Source organism: Leptospira jelokensis (assembly GCF_004769635.1).
Classification (GTDB): domain Bacteria; phylum Spirochaetota; class Leptospiria; order Leptospirales; family Leptospiraceae; genus Leptospira_A; species Leptospira_A jelokensis.
In genome coordinates this window covers 147,501-165,102 of record NZ_RQGH01000011.1, presented here as the reverse complement: position 1 = coordinate 165,102, position 17,602 = coordinate 147,501, and the positions used below count along the sequence as shown (strand labels likewise).

General features: G+C 38.7%; 15 protein-coding genes. 6 read left to right on the top strand and 9 right to left on the bottom strand.

Annotation, left to right across the window (positions count from 1 at the left end; all coding sequences use genetic code 11):
- Positions 1 to 7 precede the first annotated feature (7 nt).
- Together EHQ62_RS05245 and EHQ62_RS05240 are read right to left on the bottom strand one after the other, a co-directional pair.
- Positions 8 to 1,513 (bottom strand): NHL repeat-containing protein, encoded by a 1,506-nt coding sequence (locus tag EHQ62_RS05245; RefSeq protein WP_135641162.1) that lies wholly within the window; start codon positions 1,511 to 1,513, stop codon positions 8 to 10.
- A 60-nt stretch (positions 1,514 to 1,573) separates the two neighbouring features.
- A complete protein-coding gene (locus EHQ62_RS05240) occupies positions 1,574 to 2,086 on the bottom strand; it encodes a hypothetical protein (RefSeq protein WP_135641161.1) in 513 nt (170 codons plus the stop codon).
- Between the two features lie 105 nt (positions 2,087 to 2,191).
- Between EHQ62_RS05240 and EHQ62_RS05235 the strand changes: the two genes are divergently transcribed.
- Positions 2,192 to 3,334 carry a hypothetical protein gene (locus EHQ62_RS05235; RefSeq protein ID WP_135641160.1) on the top strand — a complete coding sequence of 381 codons (1,143 nt, stop codon included), beginning with the start codon at positions 2,192 to 2,194 and terminating at the stop codon, positions 3,332 to 3,334.
- A gap of 123 nt (positions 3,335 to 3,457) precedes the next feature.
- Here the strand turns inward: EHQ62_RS05235 and EHQ62_RS05230 are convergent, their stop codons facing one another.
- Together EHQ62_RS05230 and EHQ62_RS05225 are read right to left on the bottom strand one after the other, a co-directional pair.
- Positions 3,458 to 4,570, bottom strand: a complete 1,113-nt coding sequence (locus tag EHQ62_RS05230; RefSeq protein ID WP_135641159.1) for an MBL fold metallo-hydrolase — start codon at positions 4,568 to 4,570, stop codon at positions 3,458 to 3,460.
- 74 nt (positions 4,571 to 4,644) lie between these two features.
- Positions 4,645 to 5,361 (bottom strand): hypothetical protein, encoded by a 717-nt coding sequence (locus tag EHQ62_RS05225; protein ID WP_135641158.1) that lies wholly within the window; start codon positions 5,359 to 5,361, stop codon positions 4,645 to 4,647.
- A 257-nt stretch (positions 5,362 to 5,618) separates the two neighbouring features.
- On the opposite strand from EHQ62_RS05225, the gene EHQ62_RS05220 reads away from it, so the two are divergent.
- Positions 5,619 to 6,086 (top strand): hypothetical protein, encoded by a 468-nt coding sequence (locus tag EHQ62_RS05220; protein WP_135641157.1) that lies wholly within the window; start codon positions 5,619 to 5,621, stop codon positions 6,084 to 6,086.
- Positions 6,087 to 6,154: 68 nt separating this feature from the next.
- Here the strand turns inward: EHQ62_RS05220 and leuD are convergent, their stop codons facing one another.
- Together leuD and leuC are read right to left on the bottom strand one after the other, a co-directional pair.
- Positions 6,155 to 6,781 carry a 3-isopropylmalate dehydratase small subunit gene (leuD, locus tag EHQ62_RS05215; protein ID WP_135641156.1) on the bottom strand — a complete coding sequence of 209 codons (627 nt, stop codon included), beginning with the start codon at positions 6,779 to 6,781 and terminating at the stop codon, positions 6,155 to 6,157.
- The gene (gene leuC / locus EHQ62_RS05210) at positions 6,778 to 8,181 is read right to left on the bottom strand and encodes a 3-isopropylmalate dehydratase large subunit (protein ID WP_135641155.1); all 1,404 of its coding nucleotides are present in this window, start codon (positions 8,179 to 8,181) and stop codon (positions 6,778 to 6,780) included. Before leuC ends, leuD begins: the two co-directional genes overlap by 4 nt.
- A gap of 91 nt (positions 8,182 to 8,272) precedes the next feature.
- Here leuC and EHQ62_RS05205 point away from each other — a divergent pair, with 91 nt between their 5' ends.
- Positions 8,273 to 9,175, top strand: coding sequence for a LysR family transcriptional regulator (locus tag EHQ62_RS05205; RefSeq protein WP_135641154.1), 903 nt, complete (start codon positions 8,273 to 8,275; stop codon positions 9,173 to 9,175).
- A gap of 120 nt (positions 9,176 to 9,295) precedes the next feature.
- Here the strand turns inward: EHQ62_RS05205 and EHQ62_RS05200 are convergent, their stop codons facing one another.
- A complete protein-coding gene (locus EHQ62_RS05200; protein WP_135641153.1) occupies positions 9,296 to 10,618 on the bottom strand; it encodes an LA_0442/LA_0875 N-terminal domain-containing protein in 1,323 nt (440 codons plus the stop codon).
- Between the two features lie 286 nt (positions 10,619 to 10,904).
- Here EHQ62_RS05200 and EHQ62_RS05195 point away from each other — a divergent pair, with 286 nt between their 5' ends.
- Positions 10,905 to 12,362: an HD-GYP domain-containing protein gene (locus EHQ62_RS05195; RefSeq protein WP_135641152.1), complete on the top strand. Its 1,458-nt coding sequence runs from the start codon at positions 10,905 to 10,907 to the stop codon at positions 12,360 to 12,362.
- Between the two features lie 4 nt (positions 12,363 to 12,366).
- Here EHQ62_RS05195 and EHQ62_RS05190 read toward each other — a convergent pair whose 3' ends face one another.
- Positions 12,367 to 13,323, bottom strand: coding sequence for an ankyrin repeat domain-containing protein (locus tag EHQ62_RS05190; protein WP_135641151.1), 957 nt, complete (start codon positions 13,321 to 13,323; stop codon positions 12,367 to 12,369).
- A 289-nt stretch (positions 13,324 to 13,612) separates the two neighbouring features.
- Complete coding sequence (locus EHQ62_RS05185) at positions 13,613 to 14,680, bottom strand: ankyrin repeat domain-containing protein (protein WP_135641150.1); 1,068 nt, start codon at positions 14,678 to 14,680, stop codon at positions 13,613 to 13,615.
- 655 nt (positions 14,681 to 15,335) lie between these two features.
- Here EHQ62_RS05185 and EHQ62_RS05180 point away from each other — a divergent pair.
- The gene (locus EHQ62_RS05180; RefSeq protein ID WP_135641149.1) at positions 15,336 to 15,902 is read left to right on the top strand and encodes a hypothetical protein; all 567 of its coding nucleotides are present in this window, start codon (positions 15,336 to 15,338) and stop codon (positions 15,900 to 15,902) included.
- 569 nt (positions 15,903 to 16,471) lie between these two features.
- Positions 16,472 to 17,479 carry a hypothetical protein gene (locus EHQ62_RS05170; protein ID WP_135641148.1) on the top strand — a complete coding sequence of 336 codons (1,008 nt, stop codon included), beginning with the start codon at positions 16,472 to 16,474 and terminating at the stop codon, positions 17,477 to 17,479.
- The last annotated feature ends 123 nt before the right edge of the window (positions 17,480 to 17,602 follow it).

Here is a 17,602-nt window from a genome sequence, read left to right as displayed (position 1 = left end):
ATTCAGATCAATAACGTAAGACTCGGTTATTACTCGTATCCGATACATAAAGGCGTCCCTCTTGATCGATATGAACTCCTGAGGGTCTATACAAATTCCCAGCTGATGCAGACCCAGTATTACAAGTTCCATCGTTGTTCTCTATCCCACAAGTGAAACTTCCGGATTGGCCAATGACCGCAATTGCATTGGTTCCAGCTGTGTTTTCAGTCGATGGAAAGATCATAACCCGATTGTAATTATAATCCGCTACATACAAATTATCACTTTGGTCAAGGGCAACCGATAGAGGATAATTCAATCGATTTACAGAAGCAGAACCAGGAGGGGCCGACGATGCAAAGTCAAGTTGTCCGTAAACCCTTGTTGCAGATTTCGTACCGTTTGGGTAATAGAGGACTCGATTATTCCCACTATCAGCAATATAAAGTCCACCTTGGCGATCCACAATCATACTCGTAGGGATATTCAATCCACCTGTGCCTTGCGAAGATCCATTGTTGATGAAATTGGGTTGGCCCCAAACTTCGGATGCGGAAAAAGAATCAATTGGAAAATACAAAACCCGATTGGAACCAGCATCAGAAAGGAAAAAACCACCTACATTGTCATAAGCCATTTCATACGGATTGGAAAAAGTAGACTGGGATGCAGCGCCACCTCCAGCAACAGAAAAATTAATTGCTCCGATCACACGATTTGCATCCGTACTTTCATTAGAATATACTAAAACTCTATGATTCGTACTATCCGCGATAAAAACATTTTGAGAAGGAGTGAGAAATATCCCTCGCGCAGTGTGCAGAGTTTTTTCGGACAAGGAAGAACTGGAACAAGATAAATCAGAATTCGCATTTGTGATGTTACAATTAAAGAGGCCATGTTGACCATACACTCGTGTTGCAACCGATTCGGCCTTCGGATAATACAAAACCCTACTGCCAGTGGAAACATAAACTCCGCCATTACGATCAGAAGTCACAGTCAGTGGGGAAGAAAGATTCGAAGCACTGAATGGAATGCCATTCACACAACCACCTTGGTTGTTACTCACACCACAATTCAAATTTCCAAACTGTCCATAGACAAAAGACGGAGTGAAATCCCTGACTTCAATGGATACGGTCCCAATGAAAGCCCCCTTTCGTAGTACTCGGTGGTAAGTCCTTGGGGAAAGATTTGTTGGTGTTCCCGAAATGGTACCCGTCTCTAAATTAACAAAAATTCCCTCCGGCGGGGAAGGGGAAAGTTGAATGTTAGATAAAGAACCCGAGATGGGTCTCACTTGGATTGGTACATTCTTGTAAAACGTAAAATCTTGGAAGGCATAGGGATTGCCATCCCGAAACACTTGTCTTGAACAAAACAAAGACTCGCCACTTGTCGATAATATCAATTGAGGGAAAAAAGATTTTGATTTGGAATCACAAACATTGTCAAGTGATGCTGGCCGGCAATGGAACCACAAAAACTGGTTTAACAGAATGAAACCAAAAAGCGCTAAACGTTTCATAAGAAGGAACGTTCAGCGAATCATTGGATCAAAAAATGAAAAGTAAAATATTATACTTTTCTAAAAATAATACCTTCCGGCCAAAGCTAGGCCAACATCAACTCCGTTTTTGCCAGTCACAAATACTTGCATGTGCACTTCCCCCGACAATTCAAACCGCCTATCTTCTGTTAAGAAACTTAAACCAAGAGGCGCACGGATTCCAAGCGAAGGTTCATGGCTACGATCTCGAAATAAATTTCCAAGTCCCCTCCCTCGGCCTGAATTTCCTTCTGCATTCCGCTCTTGGTATACGCCACCACCTCCTACATACATATGGAGCGATGGACTAAGATCCATAATATTATAAAGGTACACTACATGCAGGTGTGCCTTTCCATTTCCAATCGTTCCTAAACCCAAACTCCCTTCAACCGCAGACTTTTGGTTCAGGACGTACTTTCCACTGATCCCTGTGGGGCCAAATAATGTTAAACCCAATCCAAATTTTCCAGAACTTCCCGCAGAGGTTTCAGCGAAAACGGAAAACAAGGGTAAAAAGCTAATCAAACAAACAAGAAAGGTATATTTCATATCCATATGACTTAAATTTTTTGAAATCCAAATGCCAAGTAAAAAAAATAGAGATTGAAATCATTCTTTCTTTCAATAGCTTAACTTTTCCGTAATGGAGTGTGAATGATGTTCCGACCACTGATTCCAATTCTCTTACTCAGTATGAGCATAAACTGCAAAAAAGAAATCGCTTACGTAGCCGATCCAATCGACTTAAATGTGTCCACTGAAGATCGAAGTGAAACTCTAAGTTATTTTCCCTTCCGAACCCAAGTCGAATTATTAGGTAAAACCGAACCTGATCCCAATAATCCAAAATCAATTTATGAAAAGATTCGAGTGGTTGTTGATCCGATAGAAGGCAAGAAAATGGATGGTTGGGCCCACCAAGATGGTTTAGCCAAAACTGAACCGGAATTAGTAGAAAAAGCATTCTTAAATGCAATCACTTCGTACGAAGCAAACTCAAAACGATACTTTACCAATGCGGTTTTGCACCTGATGAATTCTTTATGGCTAGCTTCTTCCAAATACGAATTTAGTCCTTCCATTTTTGATGATGATTTAATTCGCCAGGCAAAAGAATCCAAGTCATATGGTGGCCCCAAAGAAATGGATTTTTGTAAAACAAAATCAATGTTGGATTTCTATTTTACAAAACAAGGATATTCTGATAAACGAAAGTATTCAAAACAATTTTGTGAAGAAACTGCGTTCACAACCCAAAGGAGATTATTTACATACTTTAATGAGTCGGTAGAAAGTATCACCGGTAACCCATTTTTAGTCTCAACCGATTATGGATTTCATTCAGTGAATACCAGTGTCTTACAAGATCTATTCAAAAGGATGTATAGAAAACCTGACCAAACAATCTTCGGTTACAAGTATTCTGAACTCTACAAAAAGGGAGTTAAACCAGAGATGAACCGGTTTTTGGAAGGCCTTACAAAACTTGAGAGCATCCCTGATGCAAAAGAATACCAAGAATGGTTTATGAAAAAAGCAATTGAAACAAAATCAAAAGAGGAAGTGTCCGTTGATTTAAGTTATCTTACCTTTCAAAAAGAAAAGTCAGAACTTACAGGAAGCCCTATCGATCTAAAGGGCGAACAAACCAAAGACTGGGATACAATAGGTTCCTCCTTTGTGATGCGAAGGAAAATCGACGGAAGTTGGGACACAATCCGTAAACTCTTAAAACAAATCTTAACTGATTATGACCCAGATCTATTGAAAAAACATTCGAAAGCCTTTGCAGATTAAATGATCTTACCTTCAAAATCCCTGGTGCGCTGCCATCCCTTGCAGGATTATCCGGAAATGGAAGCAAAGGAAATCAGCGAATGGAAAATCACAAAAAACCCAGTCCGAACACTGGGTTTCCCATCAATCCCTTTGGATGAATTTTTTCCACCAACGCTCCATAAGATTGGGTTCTCTTAATCTCACAATTTGCCCAAATTTCGGTGTGAGTAAATCGATTTGGTATCGTTCTGATTCTTTTTCTAAGGATTCTGCCGGTTCATACCAACTATGCAACGACAAATCAAACATACCCCAATGGACGGGCACAAGTCGTTTTCCTTTTAAATCCATATGTGCTTTTGCCGTTTGTTCTGGCAAAACATGAACGGCTTCCCACATGGGATTGTATTGTCCATTTTCAATAAAGGTTAAATCAAAGGGCCCAAACTTCTCTCCTATGTCTTTAAAGTGCACATCATATCCTGAGTCACCGCTAAAATAAAATCGTTCTCTTTCGCCGATCACAGTCCAAGAAGACCAAAGGGTTTTGTTACCGTTAAGTCCACTTCTTCCTGAAAAATGTTGTGCAGGTGTGCAAACCAATTTCAGTTTTCCAAATTCTACACTTTGCCACCAATCAAGCTCTGTTAGTCGGTCCTCTGCAATCCCCCACTCTCGTAAATGGGAAATCACACCCAATGGGGTTATAAACTTTGTCGATTTCAATTTAAAAAATTCGATGGTTGGAAAGTCTAGATGGTCATAGTGATCATGGGAGATGATGATGTAGTCAATATTGGGAAGCTCATCCAACTTCACAACAGCGTCCTGGAAACGTTTCACCATAAAACTGAATGGTGCAGCCGATTCAGAAAAAACAGGATCAAATAACAAAAGTTTTCCTTCGATATTCACCAAAAACGTGGAATGGCCAAACCAAATGAATTTGATACTCTCATCAGGCTTTAGAAATTCCTTAAAATCAGGTTTTTCCTCAGGCAATTTTATATCTGGTCTGCGGTGTTTCTCTCCACCAAAAAAAAACTTGGTGAGAATGGAAAAATAACTTTGACCCTCTCGCATTTTTTCTAAGATATCAGGGCGTCGGTTGACAAACTGTTCGCGCGATGTATCAAAATGAGAGGAAGTTTTGATTTTTTCTAAATGGTCACCGGCAGGGTCTTTTCCGAAAGCTTTGCACTGCAATAACAAAAACCCAAAAATAATGATAGAATGAATTGGCAAGGTTCTCAAAAACGCCTTCCTCCAAAAATTGAATCCTAATTTAGACTAAAAAATTCTGAAAGAAGGTGAAACGGAAGGTCATTTCAATTCTCTATCAATTTTAATTTTTCCTTTGCCTTGGAATGCCAGAACCCTTCTTTTTGCATTTCGATGATAGATCGTAAAAATTTGATTTCAGCGGACTTTTGGTTTTTACCATATTTCAAATCAAAAATCTGTTTTTCGCGATCTGGATCAATTTTTCGGTGATAAAACTCTGAATCATCTAAGATTTGATTGAATTCAATTGTAAAGTTACCTTTGTTTGAAAAGAGAGAAGTTGAACCAGGCACCTCTTTCGTTTTGATTGTATAGATTCCTAAAAATACAATTTCACCTGGTTTTCCTTTTATTTTTAATGTATTATAACTTTTAAATGGATTTAATCGGGAATTCATGGAAATCCTACATCGATCACCACAACCCCTTGTCCAATTCAGTTCACGAATCAAATACTCTTTGTTGCCATCTAATACATTCGGATTATATATCGAATTCTTAGATGAGTTTGCATAGGATACGTATGTATTTTCCTCTTCTTCAAAATAAAAAAATCCTAACTTCGTAGACCCACCCTTAAAGATACTTTTCGCCTCGTCCATTTCTTGGATTTCATAAATATCAATATTGTCACCAGACAATGACTGAAGTGAAATGAAACTACTAGCGATTAGAATATCTGTCCTTTCCGTTTCATCAAATAACAAAAAGCCTACCAATGTTTTTACTTGTTCATCTTTTGAATCTCGAGGATCAAACAAACGTTCCGTGGTTGATTTACACGAAAAGCAGATAAATAAAATGAATAAAATTCTAATACAATGAATTGAAATGGAAAACATGCTGTTATCAGAGATAAAACAAGGAACCCTGTCAACAAAAAATAACTTGCCATTAGGTGGTGTTTTTCGAAAATTTGCAAATGCGTTTCAATACCCTATTTTATTTAACTATTCTAATACCATTATTCAACTGTATCTCTTTCGCTAAAAATTTGTCGGAAGTGGATGAATCTTTTTTGAAACAACTAAAAGAAAATCCATCGGCAAAATCAATCACCATCTACCCACCCTCTTTAATCAATCACCCACAAATCGTTGTGGCCGATGCAAAACGAATTCAGCAAGCATTTGAAGAATCTGGTTATTTTAAATCAGTGAAGTTAGGAAATAAGGAAGATGACATTTATGCTTTGGTTTTTTATACACGAAAAGCAGATACAGGCAAAGGCCCTCTCATCACAGGCCTAAGTCTTGGAATTTTACCAGGGATTGGTCATGATATAATCTCTACTGAGATTACCTTTCGAAACAATGAAACAGGTATGGCCAAAACATATGTTAGAGAATCCCAAGTTAAAATTTTTATGGGATGGATCTTTTTACCTCTGTGGCCAATTTTTCCTGAAACGCCTGAATTGAAAAAAATAGTGGTTCACCATGTCCACTCCATACTAAAAGAAGCAAAGATAGATGGACTGATCTAAACCGATCACAATCAGTGAACTGGTTCCGCGTCATGTTCAAACGCGGAACCATTCCAAACTTTTGGTCCTTACCAACAAACTTCCATAAATGTGTTTTCTGTTTTTCGTTTACCTTCGAATGCAGTGATCTCTCTTTCATTTTTTAGAGTGTGATCAATATCATCTAACCCATTACGAATCCGATTCACCGATGCAGAATCCAAAGGGAAAGAGAATGCTTTGTTTGCAATAGTTACCTCTAAGGTTTCTAAATTGATTTTGATTTCAGAACCAGGATTCTTGGAAACCCATTCCATTATCCAATGGATTTCTTCCTCTTTCAAACGAACAAGAGCAATCCCATTCTTTGCAGAATTAATGGAAAAGATATCGGCAAATGATGGAGCAAGTATCGCTCTAAAACCAAAATCGGAAAGAGCCCAAGGTGCATGTTCCCGACTCGAACCACATCCAAAATTTTTTCCTGTGACGAGAACACTGGCATTCTTAAAAGCATCCTCATTCAAAACAAAGTCGTGCCTTAAAACCTTTCCCTCTAAATCCGAATACCTCCAATCAAAAAACAAATGCCTTCCAAAACCATTTTTATCGATCAGCTTCATAAATTGTTTAGGAAGGATTTGGTCCGTATCAATGTCTTCTCTTGGGATGATTGCAGCCACACCAGAATGGATTGTCCACTTGTTTACCTTCATACGAATTCCCTCACATCTACAAATTTTCCATGGACTGCTGCGGCAGCTGCCATCGGAGGACTAACCAAATGAGTCCTTCCCCCTCTACCTTGCCTTCCTTCGAAATTGCGATTCGAAGTCGATGCACACCTTTCCCCTGGTTTTAAAACATCGTCATTCATCGCAAGACAAAGGGAACAACCAGGTTCTCTCCATTCAAAACCTGCTTCTTTGAAAATCTGATCCAAACCTTCTTTTTCCGCTTGCCGTTTGACTGCGTAAGAACCAGGGACAACCAAAGCTTGTACCCTTGGATGGATTTTTTTTCCTTTGGCGACCATTGCAGCCAATCGCAAATCTTCTATCCTCGCATTTGTACAAGAACCAATGAACACCTTATCGATGTTAATCTCAGCAATTGGTGTCCCTGGTTTTAAATCCATATACTCCAAGGCATTCCTTGCCGTGTCTCTTTCCCGTTGGTCTTGGAATCCCTCTGGATTTGGGATCACTCCTCCAATGGACAAAGACTGTGAGGGATTCGTACCCCAAGTGACCTGAGGTTCTATCGTCGATATATCAAATTCTATGGTTGCATCAAAACTTGCTCCTTCATCTGTGAATAATGTTTTCCAAGATTCGATTGCTTTCAAAAAATTCTCTCCTTTAGGGACAAGTTTTCGATCTTTCAAATAATCAAATGTGATTTGGTCAGGAGCGATCAGACTTGCTCTGGCTCCTGCTTCAATGCTCATATTACAAACTGTCATTCGCCCTTCCATCGAAAGGGAACGGATCCATTCACCAGTATATTCAATGGTATACCCCCTTCCGCCGGAAGTTCCCATCTTTCCAATGAGTGCAAGTATGACATCTTTTGCAGTAATCCCAAATCCAGGTTTGCCAACAAAGCGAACAGACATAGATTTTGTTTTTGCCTGTTTAAGAGTTTGGGTTGCAAGTACATGCTCCACTTCACTTGTCCCGATTCCGAAAGCCAATGCACCAAAAGCTCCATGAGTCGCTGTATGTGAATCTCCGCATACAATCACGGACCCAGGAATTGTGAATCCTAACTCAGGACCGATTACATGTACAATCCCTTGGTCGGGATCTTCTGGACCGAGTAAACGGATTCCAAAATCTTTACAGTTTTTCTCCATAGTATCGATCTGCAAACGGGAAACAGGACCTGCGGCATCTCTGTTTTTACGATCTTTTGTGGAAACATTATGATCCACGACTCCTAAACTGAGATCCTTTCTCCTTACGTCCCTATTCTTAGTTCTTAATCCTTCAAAGGCTTGGGCGGATGTCACTTCATGTAGGATATGGCGGTCCACGTATAAAATAGACTCAGAGTCTGAATCCTTTAAAATCTGATGGCTTTCCCAAATTTTGTCATATAAAGTTTGTCCCATATTTTCCTCTTTGAATCAAGAGTATCAAATTATTTGATATAACGCAAATAAATTGGTTTTATATTAACTATAACTAAATGTTATATGTCTTATGGAATTCAGACAGATCATATATTTTCTTGAAATCTCAGAAGCAGGCACATTCCAAAGAGCAGCGTCTCGTTTGGGATTAACCCAACCAGCATTATCTAGACAGATTTTTCTTTTGGAAAAGGAATTGGGAGTCAGTGTTTTAGAAAGGGGTGGAAGGTCTGTTCGCTTAACACAAGAAGGTGAAAAATTCTATCAATACTCCATCCGAATGAAAGAATTATGGGAAGAAATGCAAAATGTACTTTCCAAAGAAAATGAACTCAAAGGAAATTTTTCCATCTCCGCTGGTGGAACTGTCTCTGCTTGGGTCTTACCCCAAATCTTAAAAGAAATCCTAAAATCAAAAAAAGGTCTTTCTCTTTCTGTCAGAGAAGGAGATGCCACTGAAACGAAAAACGCAGTATTAAAAGGAGAAGTAGATCTAGGAATTTTGACTGGGCCGATTTCAGAACCTAGTTTGAATGTTTTAGAATTTTTATCTGACAGAATCTTTCCATGCGCAGCAAAAGATCATCCTATCTTTACAAAAAAGAAAATTAAAATCGAAGACCTTAAAAAACAATCTTTTGTAATGTTCCATCCAGGCTCTGCTCTCAGACGAGCAGTAGAGAAAAAAATCAAATCGTTTTCAAAAGAATTCAGTTCTAACGTAGCCATGGAACTGAGAAGTGTTGAATCTGTAATCAAATCATTGGAAGCAGGACTGGGGATAGGATTTTTATCTGAATACTCCATAAGTTCAAAACTAAAAAAAGTAAAATTCGAAAACTGGAATGCAGAAAGAAAATTTTATCTCTGTTATCGGAAAAAATCGGGGCCGGCACTAACGATGCTCGCAGAAGAAATTTTAAAATCGGTAGAGAAATGGAAATTGGAAAAATTAAATTCTTCCTATTCTTAAAAAAAGAAATCCTTTCCATTGGACTAAAACCAATTGGATCCAATTCCGATTTATGGGAATCAATAACGAAATCAAAGACTTGTTTGGAAGTGCAAACAATACCGTTTCATTTGTTCGGTTTTAAAAATTAAAACGATAATTGGTTCCAAATTGCACATAACTCAAACTTGTCTTCGAATCATATAACATCGGAATTAAAATTTTGGGACCATAAAAACTGAGTATGATCTGGGAAGGATTTGAGTTTCCCCCACCATCGCTTTCTGTGATAGAACCTGATTGTATTTTATTATTCAAAGTCATATTACTTCCTTCTAAAAACAAACTTAAGTTCTCATAGACTTTTGTTGTGAATTTTACATTCACCTCGGTTCCTGTAGATTTCCATTGGTAGTCTAGTCCATCCTGACTGTATCGATAAGAAGTGGAATCCGTCCGAAATTCATTGCTTCTAAAAGAAGAGGGTCCTTGCATATCTAAATGCAAAATCTGTCCATTTAAGGAAAACCTTTCCAAAAATTTCCATTCGAATCCAATTCCAATGCTATAACCTTTCTGAGAGCTAGTTGTATTTCGATAACTGATTCGATTGGGGTTCTGTCCTGTGGCGGTAATCCCGCCAATGCTATCCACTTCTTGGTTACTCTTTGTCCAAATTCTTTCCAATCCTCCTAAAATTTGTAGGTCAAAGACAGGATGTGGGTAAGGAGAGAATCCGACCCTCGAAGAAAATTTTTGGAACCTTGTATCGCCGTTTCCGAAAAGAACATTCGTAGATCGATCGGACGTGGAAGACGAACTTCCCCCACTTCCAAACGCAAGTGTTTGGATGCCAGCGATTTCTAAATTTCCTTTCGCTTCCGTTCCTCGAACTTCCACCGTGAAGCGGTTCCAAGCATAAAACAAACGCGCAGTGGCACTTCGGTTTTTCGTTATGTAAGGAGTTGTTTGTATCTCTGCTTGGCCATTGCTACTAAACAGAAGGCCTGCAATTTGGATGGTTTGGAAAAAAGGCCTAAGCTCAGATTGGCTATCACCCCTACCCACTCCCAAGGAACCTTCGAGGTAATGGCGCCTCGCGAGAGTAAGGTCTTCTTCTCTTTTTTTCTCTTGGGATTCCTTGGCTTTTAGAATTGTTTCTTCCAGTTTTTGTTTTTCAGCGAGTTCTCTTTCTTCTTTGAGTTTCTTTTCTTTTTCGGAAATTTGTGTTTCATTTTTTTGTGGAGAAGGTTCCGACTTCTTTGCAAAGGAAATTTTTCGAATCGCTGACTTGGGTACTGATTTCGTACTTCCATCACCAAGTTTGATCGTCAATGAATCTTTGTCTTGGGCCAAAATGACCCCTTCCCATTTTTCTCCCGACTTCAAAAGGATGGTTTCACTTCGGAGGGATGCATTTGCTAATAGTAGGAATACAAATAGAGTCGGAATTATTTTTTTCATGGATTGGATCAGTCCACCACCTTGTCATTTGTATCGTAACACATTGGTACGCGAATGCAAATGGATTCAGAAACATGCAAACAAGTGGGAACAAAAAAAATCACTCCGTACATTTAGAACAATTCGTTTGGATTAAAAATGAAATCTTCCCTACCAAGCATAGGATCCTATCTGGCGCTAAAAAGGAATGGAACCAAAAAAAATATGAAAAACCCAATGTTAGATCCTCTCATTTCTTTTCGTCTGATTTCCCTAAAGTATCATACCATAACTGGACATTCATTTTTTGAGCGAAATCCCCTCCATTACCCCTGACCAACTTGCTAAATTTGAATTCAATGATGATTTACTAAGTAGTTACCGCAAAAACAAACTCATCCCTCTCGATCTTTATGATCGCACGGGGAAACTCATCATGTCCAAAAAAAAGAACCCAACGGAAGAAGATTTTGGGAAACTATTAAAGATCGAGTTACAAGGTGCTTACTACCTCACATCGGAATCAAAAAATTTGCGTGCCCCCTCAGGAGAAGCCAATGACCCCCGTAATACAAAACTATTTGATCCCGACAAAACGACAGAATTTGCAAAACAAACGGAAGCCTTGATCCTTGAATTAAAAAAAGAAGCTTTTAATTCAGACCACGCACTGCGTGTACACAAATCAATTGGTAAAGTTTTAGATGATTTCACAAGTAATCCAGATTTCGAATCAGGATTATTTAATATATTGGAAATTCTAAATCATGCAGGTGTTCCCGTAGAATCAGAACTCATGACCAAACGAACCATTGTTGCCATGGGTATGAAAGTCCGAACGAAAAAGATTGGAGTTGGCGAAGACAACAAACCAAACAAAAAGGACCATCTTTCCGTTATGACAGCAAGTTTTCTTGCAGACATCGGATATTCAAAATTAGTACTCCCTGACAAACCAAATTTGACAAAGGAAGAGTACATTGCGATCCAACAACATCCGATTATCAGTTATCTGATGACTTTGGCAGCACCAGAAATCACTCAAGAAATTCGTACCCTTGTACTCAACCATCACAGACCTTTCCGAGGAAGTTCTATCAACAACAACTTCCCTGATAACCAAACAGTCTTTAGAAAGTTGATGGTGATAAGAGATAAGTTTATCAAAGATCCAAGTAAAAAAATGATTGTGGCTGATATCGATGCACAACTTCGAATCCAAGAATCAAATGTAAACTCTGTCAATTTTGAGGAAGACATTGCAATCCTTTCCCTTGCAAGTGAATACGCCAGTTTAACCACGAACCAACCTTGGCGCCAAGCCTTCAGTTCGGCAACGGCTTTAAAAATGATTGTAAACGATTCATTTTTTTCCTATAGCAATCGAAACATTCGCCACCTACTAGACTATGTTGGTGCAAGTTTAACCAATAACCAAAATATTATCAATGTGGGGGATTACGTCATCACTGCATCGATTGATTCAGAAAAACAGGTTCATTTTGATATCTGTAAAATTTTAGAAGTAGATCGTTTTCAGACAAGACCAAAAATACAAAGGTTATGCACCATCAAACCTTTATTCAAAAAGGGAATCAAGTATCGCATAGCCGACTTTGACATCAACGAAATTCGAATGGACAAACGGAGAGCCGTCATAGACCTTGCGGGCCAAACTTCCAGTACCCAAAGGATCATTTACATCATCGATCCCGAAATGAACGCACCTCTTTACGATACAGCAAGAAAGATGGACACTCTGTAGCGGATTAATCTTTTGCTCCCGCTTTTTCCAACATCCGAATGATGTCTTTGAATTGATGTTCCCGAGCAATGCTCAGTGCAGAGCGACCATCCTTATCTTTTGCGTTTACATCGGCCCCATAAGTGAGTAACTCTTTCAGAAGAGAACTTCGCTTGTATAAGGTTGCCATCCCCAATACAGTGAGCCCAAAAGGATCGGTTGCATTTGGGTCTGCACCTGCTTTCAGAAGGAGACGTGTGATTCCAAGCTGAATTGCTTCGGGATGGTCTTTGTATCCAATAACAGCGATTAGACTTTGGCTTGTATGCAGTTTTCGATTTGCTCCCGCACCGAGGAGGAGTTTTACCAATTTCAAATCTCCTTGAGCAGAGGCCATAACAAGGGCACTACGATTCCGAGCCCCCTTAGCTTCCCAATGAACATCGGCATGAGAAGCTAGGAGTAATCTTACGATCTCGATATGGCCTGATTTTGTTGCTTCAAAGAGAGCTGTTGTATGGTCTTTGTTTTCTGCATTGGCATTTGCTCCATTTTGTAACAAAAGTCTTACGATTTCTATGTGCCCGTTTGACGCGGCTCCCACAACCGGTGCGGACAAATTGGCATCGGCACCCCGAGAGAGGAGCAGTTTGACCGTATCCATATGACCACTGCTTGCCGCTCCTTCTAAGGCAGTTCCACGATCTTGTGATCCAGAACCCTGCGCGTTTGTGTCTGCCCCTGAGTTTAGGAGTAACTGGACGGCTTCGGTGTGCCCCCAAGTTGCTGCCAAACGCAATGGGTAGACCTGATGCCGATTGGGAACATTTGGATTGGCACCATTTTTCAGGTAAGTTTGGAGTGTTTCGGTTTGCCCATTTGCGGCAGCCCTGGCGAAGGCATCTGGATCAGGCCGACGCAGGGAAGAACAATTTAGAACCAATAATACCAAAAAGAAATTGTGAGCAAACGATGGGAGCATGTTGGAAAAAAGCCCAATCGAAACAAATGATCAAGAAGAATTTGTTAGCCATCGATATGATTTCCTTGGTGCTTTCAAAATAAAATCAAAACGAACAAGGATTGAAGCGGTGGATTGAGGCTGATATGGAACCAAAAGCTTTGAGTGCTGCACTCGATCCTTTTTGCTTTTTTTTGAAATGGAAAGGACCGAGTGTTACGCTCATTGGATCTCAATTCAATTTGTTTCTTCCAATGAAATTCTAAAGACAAACAAAGATTGATTCAAAGGCAACAAAGCTAAGATTGTATTAATACGCTTTGAGGAGATCGATGACTTTTGTATGCTCAAAGGATTTTGCAACCGCAAGTGGCGTGCGTCCATCTTTGTCTTTTATTTTAGGATTCGCTTTATGATCCAAAAGTAACTTTACCATGTCGGCGAATCCTTGTTGTGCAGCCCTATGCAAAGCAGTATCACCATAAATGGTTTTTGCATGAATGTCAGCACCATTTTCCAAAAGGAATTTTGCTTCCTCAATTCGATTGTTCCATGCAAGAGAGATGAGGGCAGTCTCCCCATATTTATCCCGTCCATTGATATCAGCTTTGTATTGGAGTAAGAGTTTTAAAAAGGGAAGGATCTCTTCTTTTTCTCGATAGCGTGCAACTCTAATGAGAGAAGTATTTGCTGAACGTTCTAATTCTCTTGCAAGGTTTGGATTAGCACCTTTTTCGAGTAAAAATTTTGCCGCTTCAAAATTTTGACTGAATATCGCTTCACCTACCGGAGTTTCCCCCCAAATATCGATCACATCTAGTTTAGCACCCTTCTCGACCAAAAGTTTAAGAATGTTCATTCTCTCTTTTGCACGATAGGTAGGGGAGCCTGGTAACAACATAATGAGTGCATTTTTTCCATTCCCCTTGACCAATTTTCCATTGGATCCAACATGATGGGTCATTGATGCATTGGGATCGGCTCCTTTTTCAATCAGTAAAGTAATGATTTCAAAATAAGTCCCTAAAGGAACATCGGAATTTCCAAGGCTTGCGGCACTCATGATTGGTGTTTTGCCGTAAACGTCTCCCAAATTGGGATTAGCGCCACTCTCTAACAAAAGTTTTACGATATCCACTTCTCCCAATGCGGCCGCATAATTAAGAGGTGTATACCCCATCAATTCTTTGGTCACAGGATTTAAATTGGCTCCTTCTTTGATAGCTTCCTTTGCGAGATCGACGTCATTGTCTTTCATTGCATACTCTAACTTCATATCTGCATTAGGATAATACCGTTCTACCCTTTTGGGTCCACAGACTAAGGTAAAAAATAAAAGAAGTGAAATTGGTAGAATTGGTTTTAAAATAGGAATCATTTTCGGCCTCCGAAAATCCAGAGTCTATCAAAATCGTTCTATTTGTCGCGTACAAAAATCAGTTTATAGATTCTGTTCTATCCAGATTCATGATTCCGGATATTTTCATAAATATACTTATGGATTGTTCCTTTGATCAAATGATAACATTTGCTATCTTAATAGTGATAGACGAGTTCATACTTCGATAGGCTCCACGATCCTAGAAATTTCAAAAATCATAACCTTATTAGGAAGGTAGGAAGTTTTAGAAATCTTTGATGCAATCGAAACAATGAACCTTCTGGAAATAAAATCTGAGAATTCAGGAATCGAATTTACCAAACGATTGTTTTCTGTTAGTGGGAAAAGTCGCAAAGCCCACGAACCAATCCCCGCATGGACTAACTCGGGCGGGGATTTAGAGGAATTGCATGAGAATTATGTCTCATAATTTTACTCAATCGAATGTGACTCTTCTACAATATCTATTAAAAACTTCATGTTTTCCCATTCTCATGACTCTGGCTAAGATCCAATATTGTGATTTGTCTTTATAATGTTCCATTTTTGCAAATAAAATGTTTCGATCATAAGAGTGAGCCATTCATAGAATATTTCGTTTGAGTCGTCCTTTGCCATTGACAAAACACAAAAGTTAGAAATACGTTTCACTATGATTAGAACAATTTTTATCTTACTATTTTCATTTTACCTAAACTTACTCGGAGCACCTAACACTGAAATCAAAAATATTAAAGAGATTCCCCACTTTAACTTTACAGAAACTCATTTAGAATATTGCCAAAACCTGAAAGTAAAGTTAAAAAAAAGCAGTATCCAAGACGTAGATTTTTGGAAGGAATTCCATTCGGAAAAATGCCTTCCGAAATCGAAAATCATTCAAATAAAAGACTTTTGTTATCTCGAACTGGATGGCTCTAAAGATGAAGTAGCGTTCTTTATGAAAATTATCTGTCATCAAAACAAAGGTAAAAAAAATCAAAAAACAATAGAACTAATGCCTATAATGACTGTAACCGAATTTGAACCTAGCGAACGAAACGAAACTGAATTTGAAACTGATCCAGAGTATAAAGAATTTAGAACAAAGTATGCAATAGGCAATCAACTTTTAAAACTAAAAAAGAATGCTAAATTTGAAGCAGAGATTTTAAAATTAGAGAAAGACAGTGACCTTATGTTTTATACAATTTTAAAGGTCGAACCATTGAAAAAGTGAGCATCCTAAAGCCTTCACCACCAAGCACCATGGCTCTAACCCATACATTCTGATATGACAATACGACTTCCAACAAGCCGTATTGATCCTTCTTCCGCAAGTTTATTCCCACTAAGATAACAATCGTAATGAAAAAAGATCTTGGTTTACACGCAGGAAATTAATTCTCAATTCCAAAAGCAATTTACTGATAACTCAATGTATCATCTTTCAAATATGCATTTGGCGATTCATGAGAAATGATTGGAACGCGTTCGAATGTCAATGGAAGGACAATTGAATGTGGAAGAGAAAAATGTTTGAAGGATTTTGTTTTATGGTGAAATCCCAAATGGGTGCCTGCGTATATAACGATGAAATCTTGTGTAGATTAGATCCTGAAAACTTTGAATCGATTCTTTCAAAAAAAAGGCCCGCCCAATGATTCAGAACGGACATTTGATGAAAGGATTCGTTTTTGTGAATGAATAAGATATAAAATCAAAAAAAGAAATTTAAGAAACATAAATTTTGAAACAAATTATTGACTTTATTTTTCGTTTCATATAAACTTTTCGCGAGTAAAAACCATGAAACTAATTTTAACGTTCATTTTTACATTGATTTTATTTCATTTTTCCATTCCACTTTCTTCTCAAACATTTTCGATTTCCGAAGCAGAATACCAAAAACGTGGCTTAAAACTTCTCGAATCTATCTTACAGGCAAATCAATTTCCCTCACCGGCATTGGATTCTCATTTGAACATCGCAGCAGAGAAACATGGGAACTATTTATCATTAAACCAAAATTCAGATGTAAAAATCGATAGCCAAATGGAATCCATTGAATGGGTTCATAACGAAAGAGAAGGACTTCCAGGTTTTATTGGCAAAAGTCCTCAAGACCAAGCGCTTGCAGTAGGATTCAAACCTGAGGCTGGTTGTTATGTCGGAAACACGGTATTACCATTGATGAAAAAAGAGCACAGAGAATCTCCTGAATTTTTGTTTCGAGGATTACTAGACACTCCTTTTCATAGGTCAATGGTTCTGCACCCCGCCATCCAACGAATTGGTATGAAAAGGGTTTCTTATGAAAACGGAAAATATATTTTAGTTTTCTTTGCAGAATATTGCCTTTCAGGTAAAAAACCTGCCTTTGTTCATTATCCAGTCTCTAACGAGGAACAAATTCGCCTTCGGATGCCTCCTGAATTACCGAATCCATTTCCTCAGTTAACGTATCTCACGTATTCAACAGCAATCACCGTACAGCTGTTTTTTGATCAAAATCCAGAAACGGAATTGTTTTGGCAAGAAGCCATTCTCCTAGATTCAAAAGGCAAATCGGTTCCGATATCTACATTAAGTTTAGCAAACCCTCCCCCAGATACAAAACCATTCCTAAAAAGTATGAAACTTGTAGCCTTTGTTGCAAACGAACCTTTTCAACCTAATACCGAATATACGGTAAAAACCAAAGTGAAAAACCAATTCGGAAAAATTGTTTTCCAAAAATCTTGGAAGTTTAGAACTGAAGCGGAAGATTCATTTTTCAAAACCTTTGCAGCACAAAACACCGAACAGGACGAGTAAGTATGAATGGTTCGCGGTACCAACAAGGAAGCCTCGTGATAAGAACCTGACGAGGAAGCGAACTCTTTTGGAAATAAATTTCGAATCGTGAAAGTAAGTTTGCGGATAGTCGCAAGTTATGGA

Excerpts from the sequence above, each read along its gene's own strand:
- EHQ62_RS05200 (WP_135641153.1), bottom strand. The coding sequence starts at position 10,618 with ATGAAAAAAATAATTCCGACTCTATTTGTATTCCTACTATTAGCAAAT.
- EHQ62_RS05240 (WP_135641161.1), bottom strand. The coding sequence starts at position 2,086 with ATGAAATATACCTTTCTTGTTTGTTTGATTAGCTTTTTACCCTTGTTT.
- EHQ62_RS05170 (WP_135641148.1), top strand. The coding sequence starts at position 16,472 with ATGAAACTAATTTTAACGTTCATTTTTACATTGATTTTATTTCATTTT.
- EHQ62_RS05180 (WP_135641149.1), top strand. The coding sequence starts at position 15,336 with ATGATTAGAACAATTTTTATCTTACTATTTTCATTTTACCTAAACTTA.
- leuC (WP_135641155.1), bottom strand. The coding sequence starts at position 8,181 with ATGGGACAAACTTTATATGACAAAATTTGGGAAAGCCATCAGATTTTA.
- EHQ62_RS05190 (WP_135641151.1), bottom strand. The coding sequence starts at position 13,323 with ATGCTCCCATCGTTTGCTCACAATTTCTTTTTGGTATTATTGGTTCTA.
- EHQ62_RS05245 (WP_135641162.1), bottom strand. The coding sequence starts at position 1,513 with ATGAAACGTTTAGCGCTTTTTGGTTTCATTCTGTTAAACCAGTTTTTG.
- EHQ62_RS05205 (WP_135641154.1), top strand. The coding sequence starts at position 8,273 with ATGGAATTCAGACAGATCATATATTTTCTTGAAATCTCAGAAGCAGGC.
- leuD (WP_135641156.1), bottom strand. The coding sequence starts at position 6,781 with ATGAAGGTAAACAAGTGGACAATCCATTCTGGTGTGGCTGCAATCATC.
- EHQ62_RS05235 (WP_135641160.1), top strand. The coding sequence starts at position 2,192 with ATGATGTTCCGACCACTGATTCCAATTCTCTTACTCAGTATGAGCATA.
- EHQ62_RS05185 (WP_135641150.1), bottom strand. The coding sequence starts at position 14,680 with ATGATTCCTATTTTAAAACCAATTCTACCAATTTCACTTCTTTTATTT.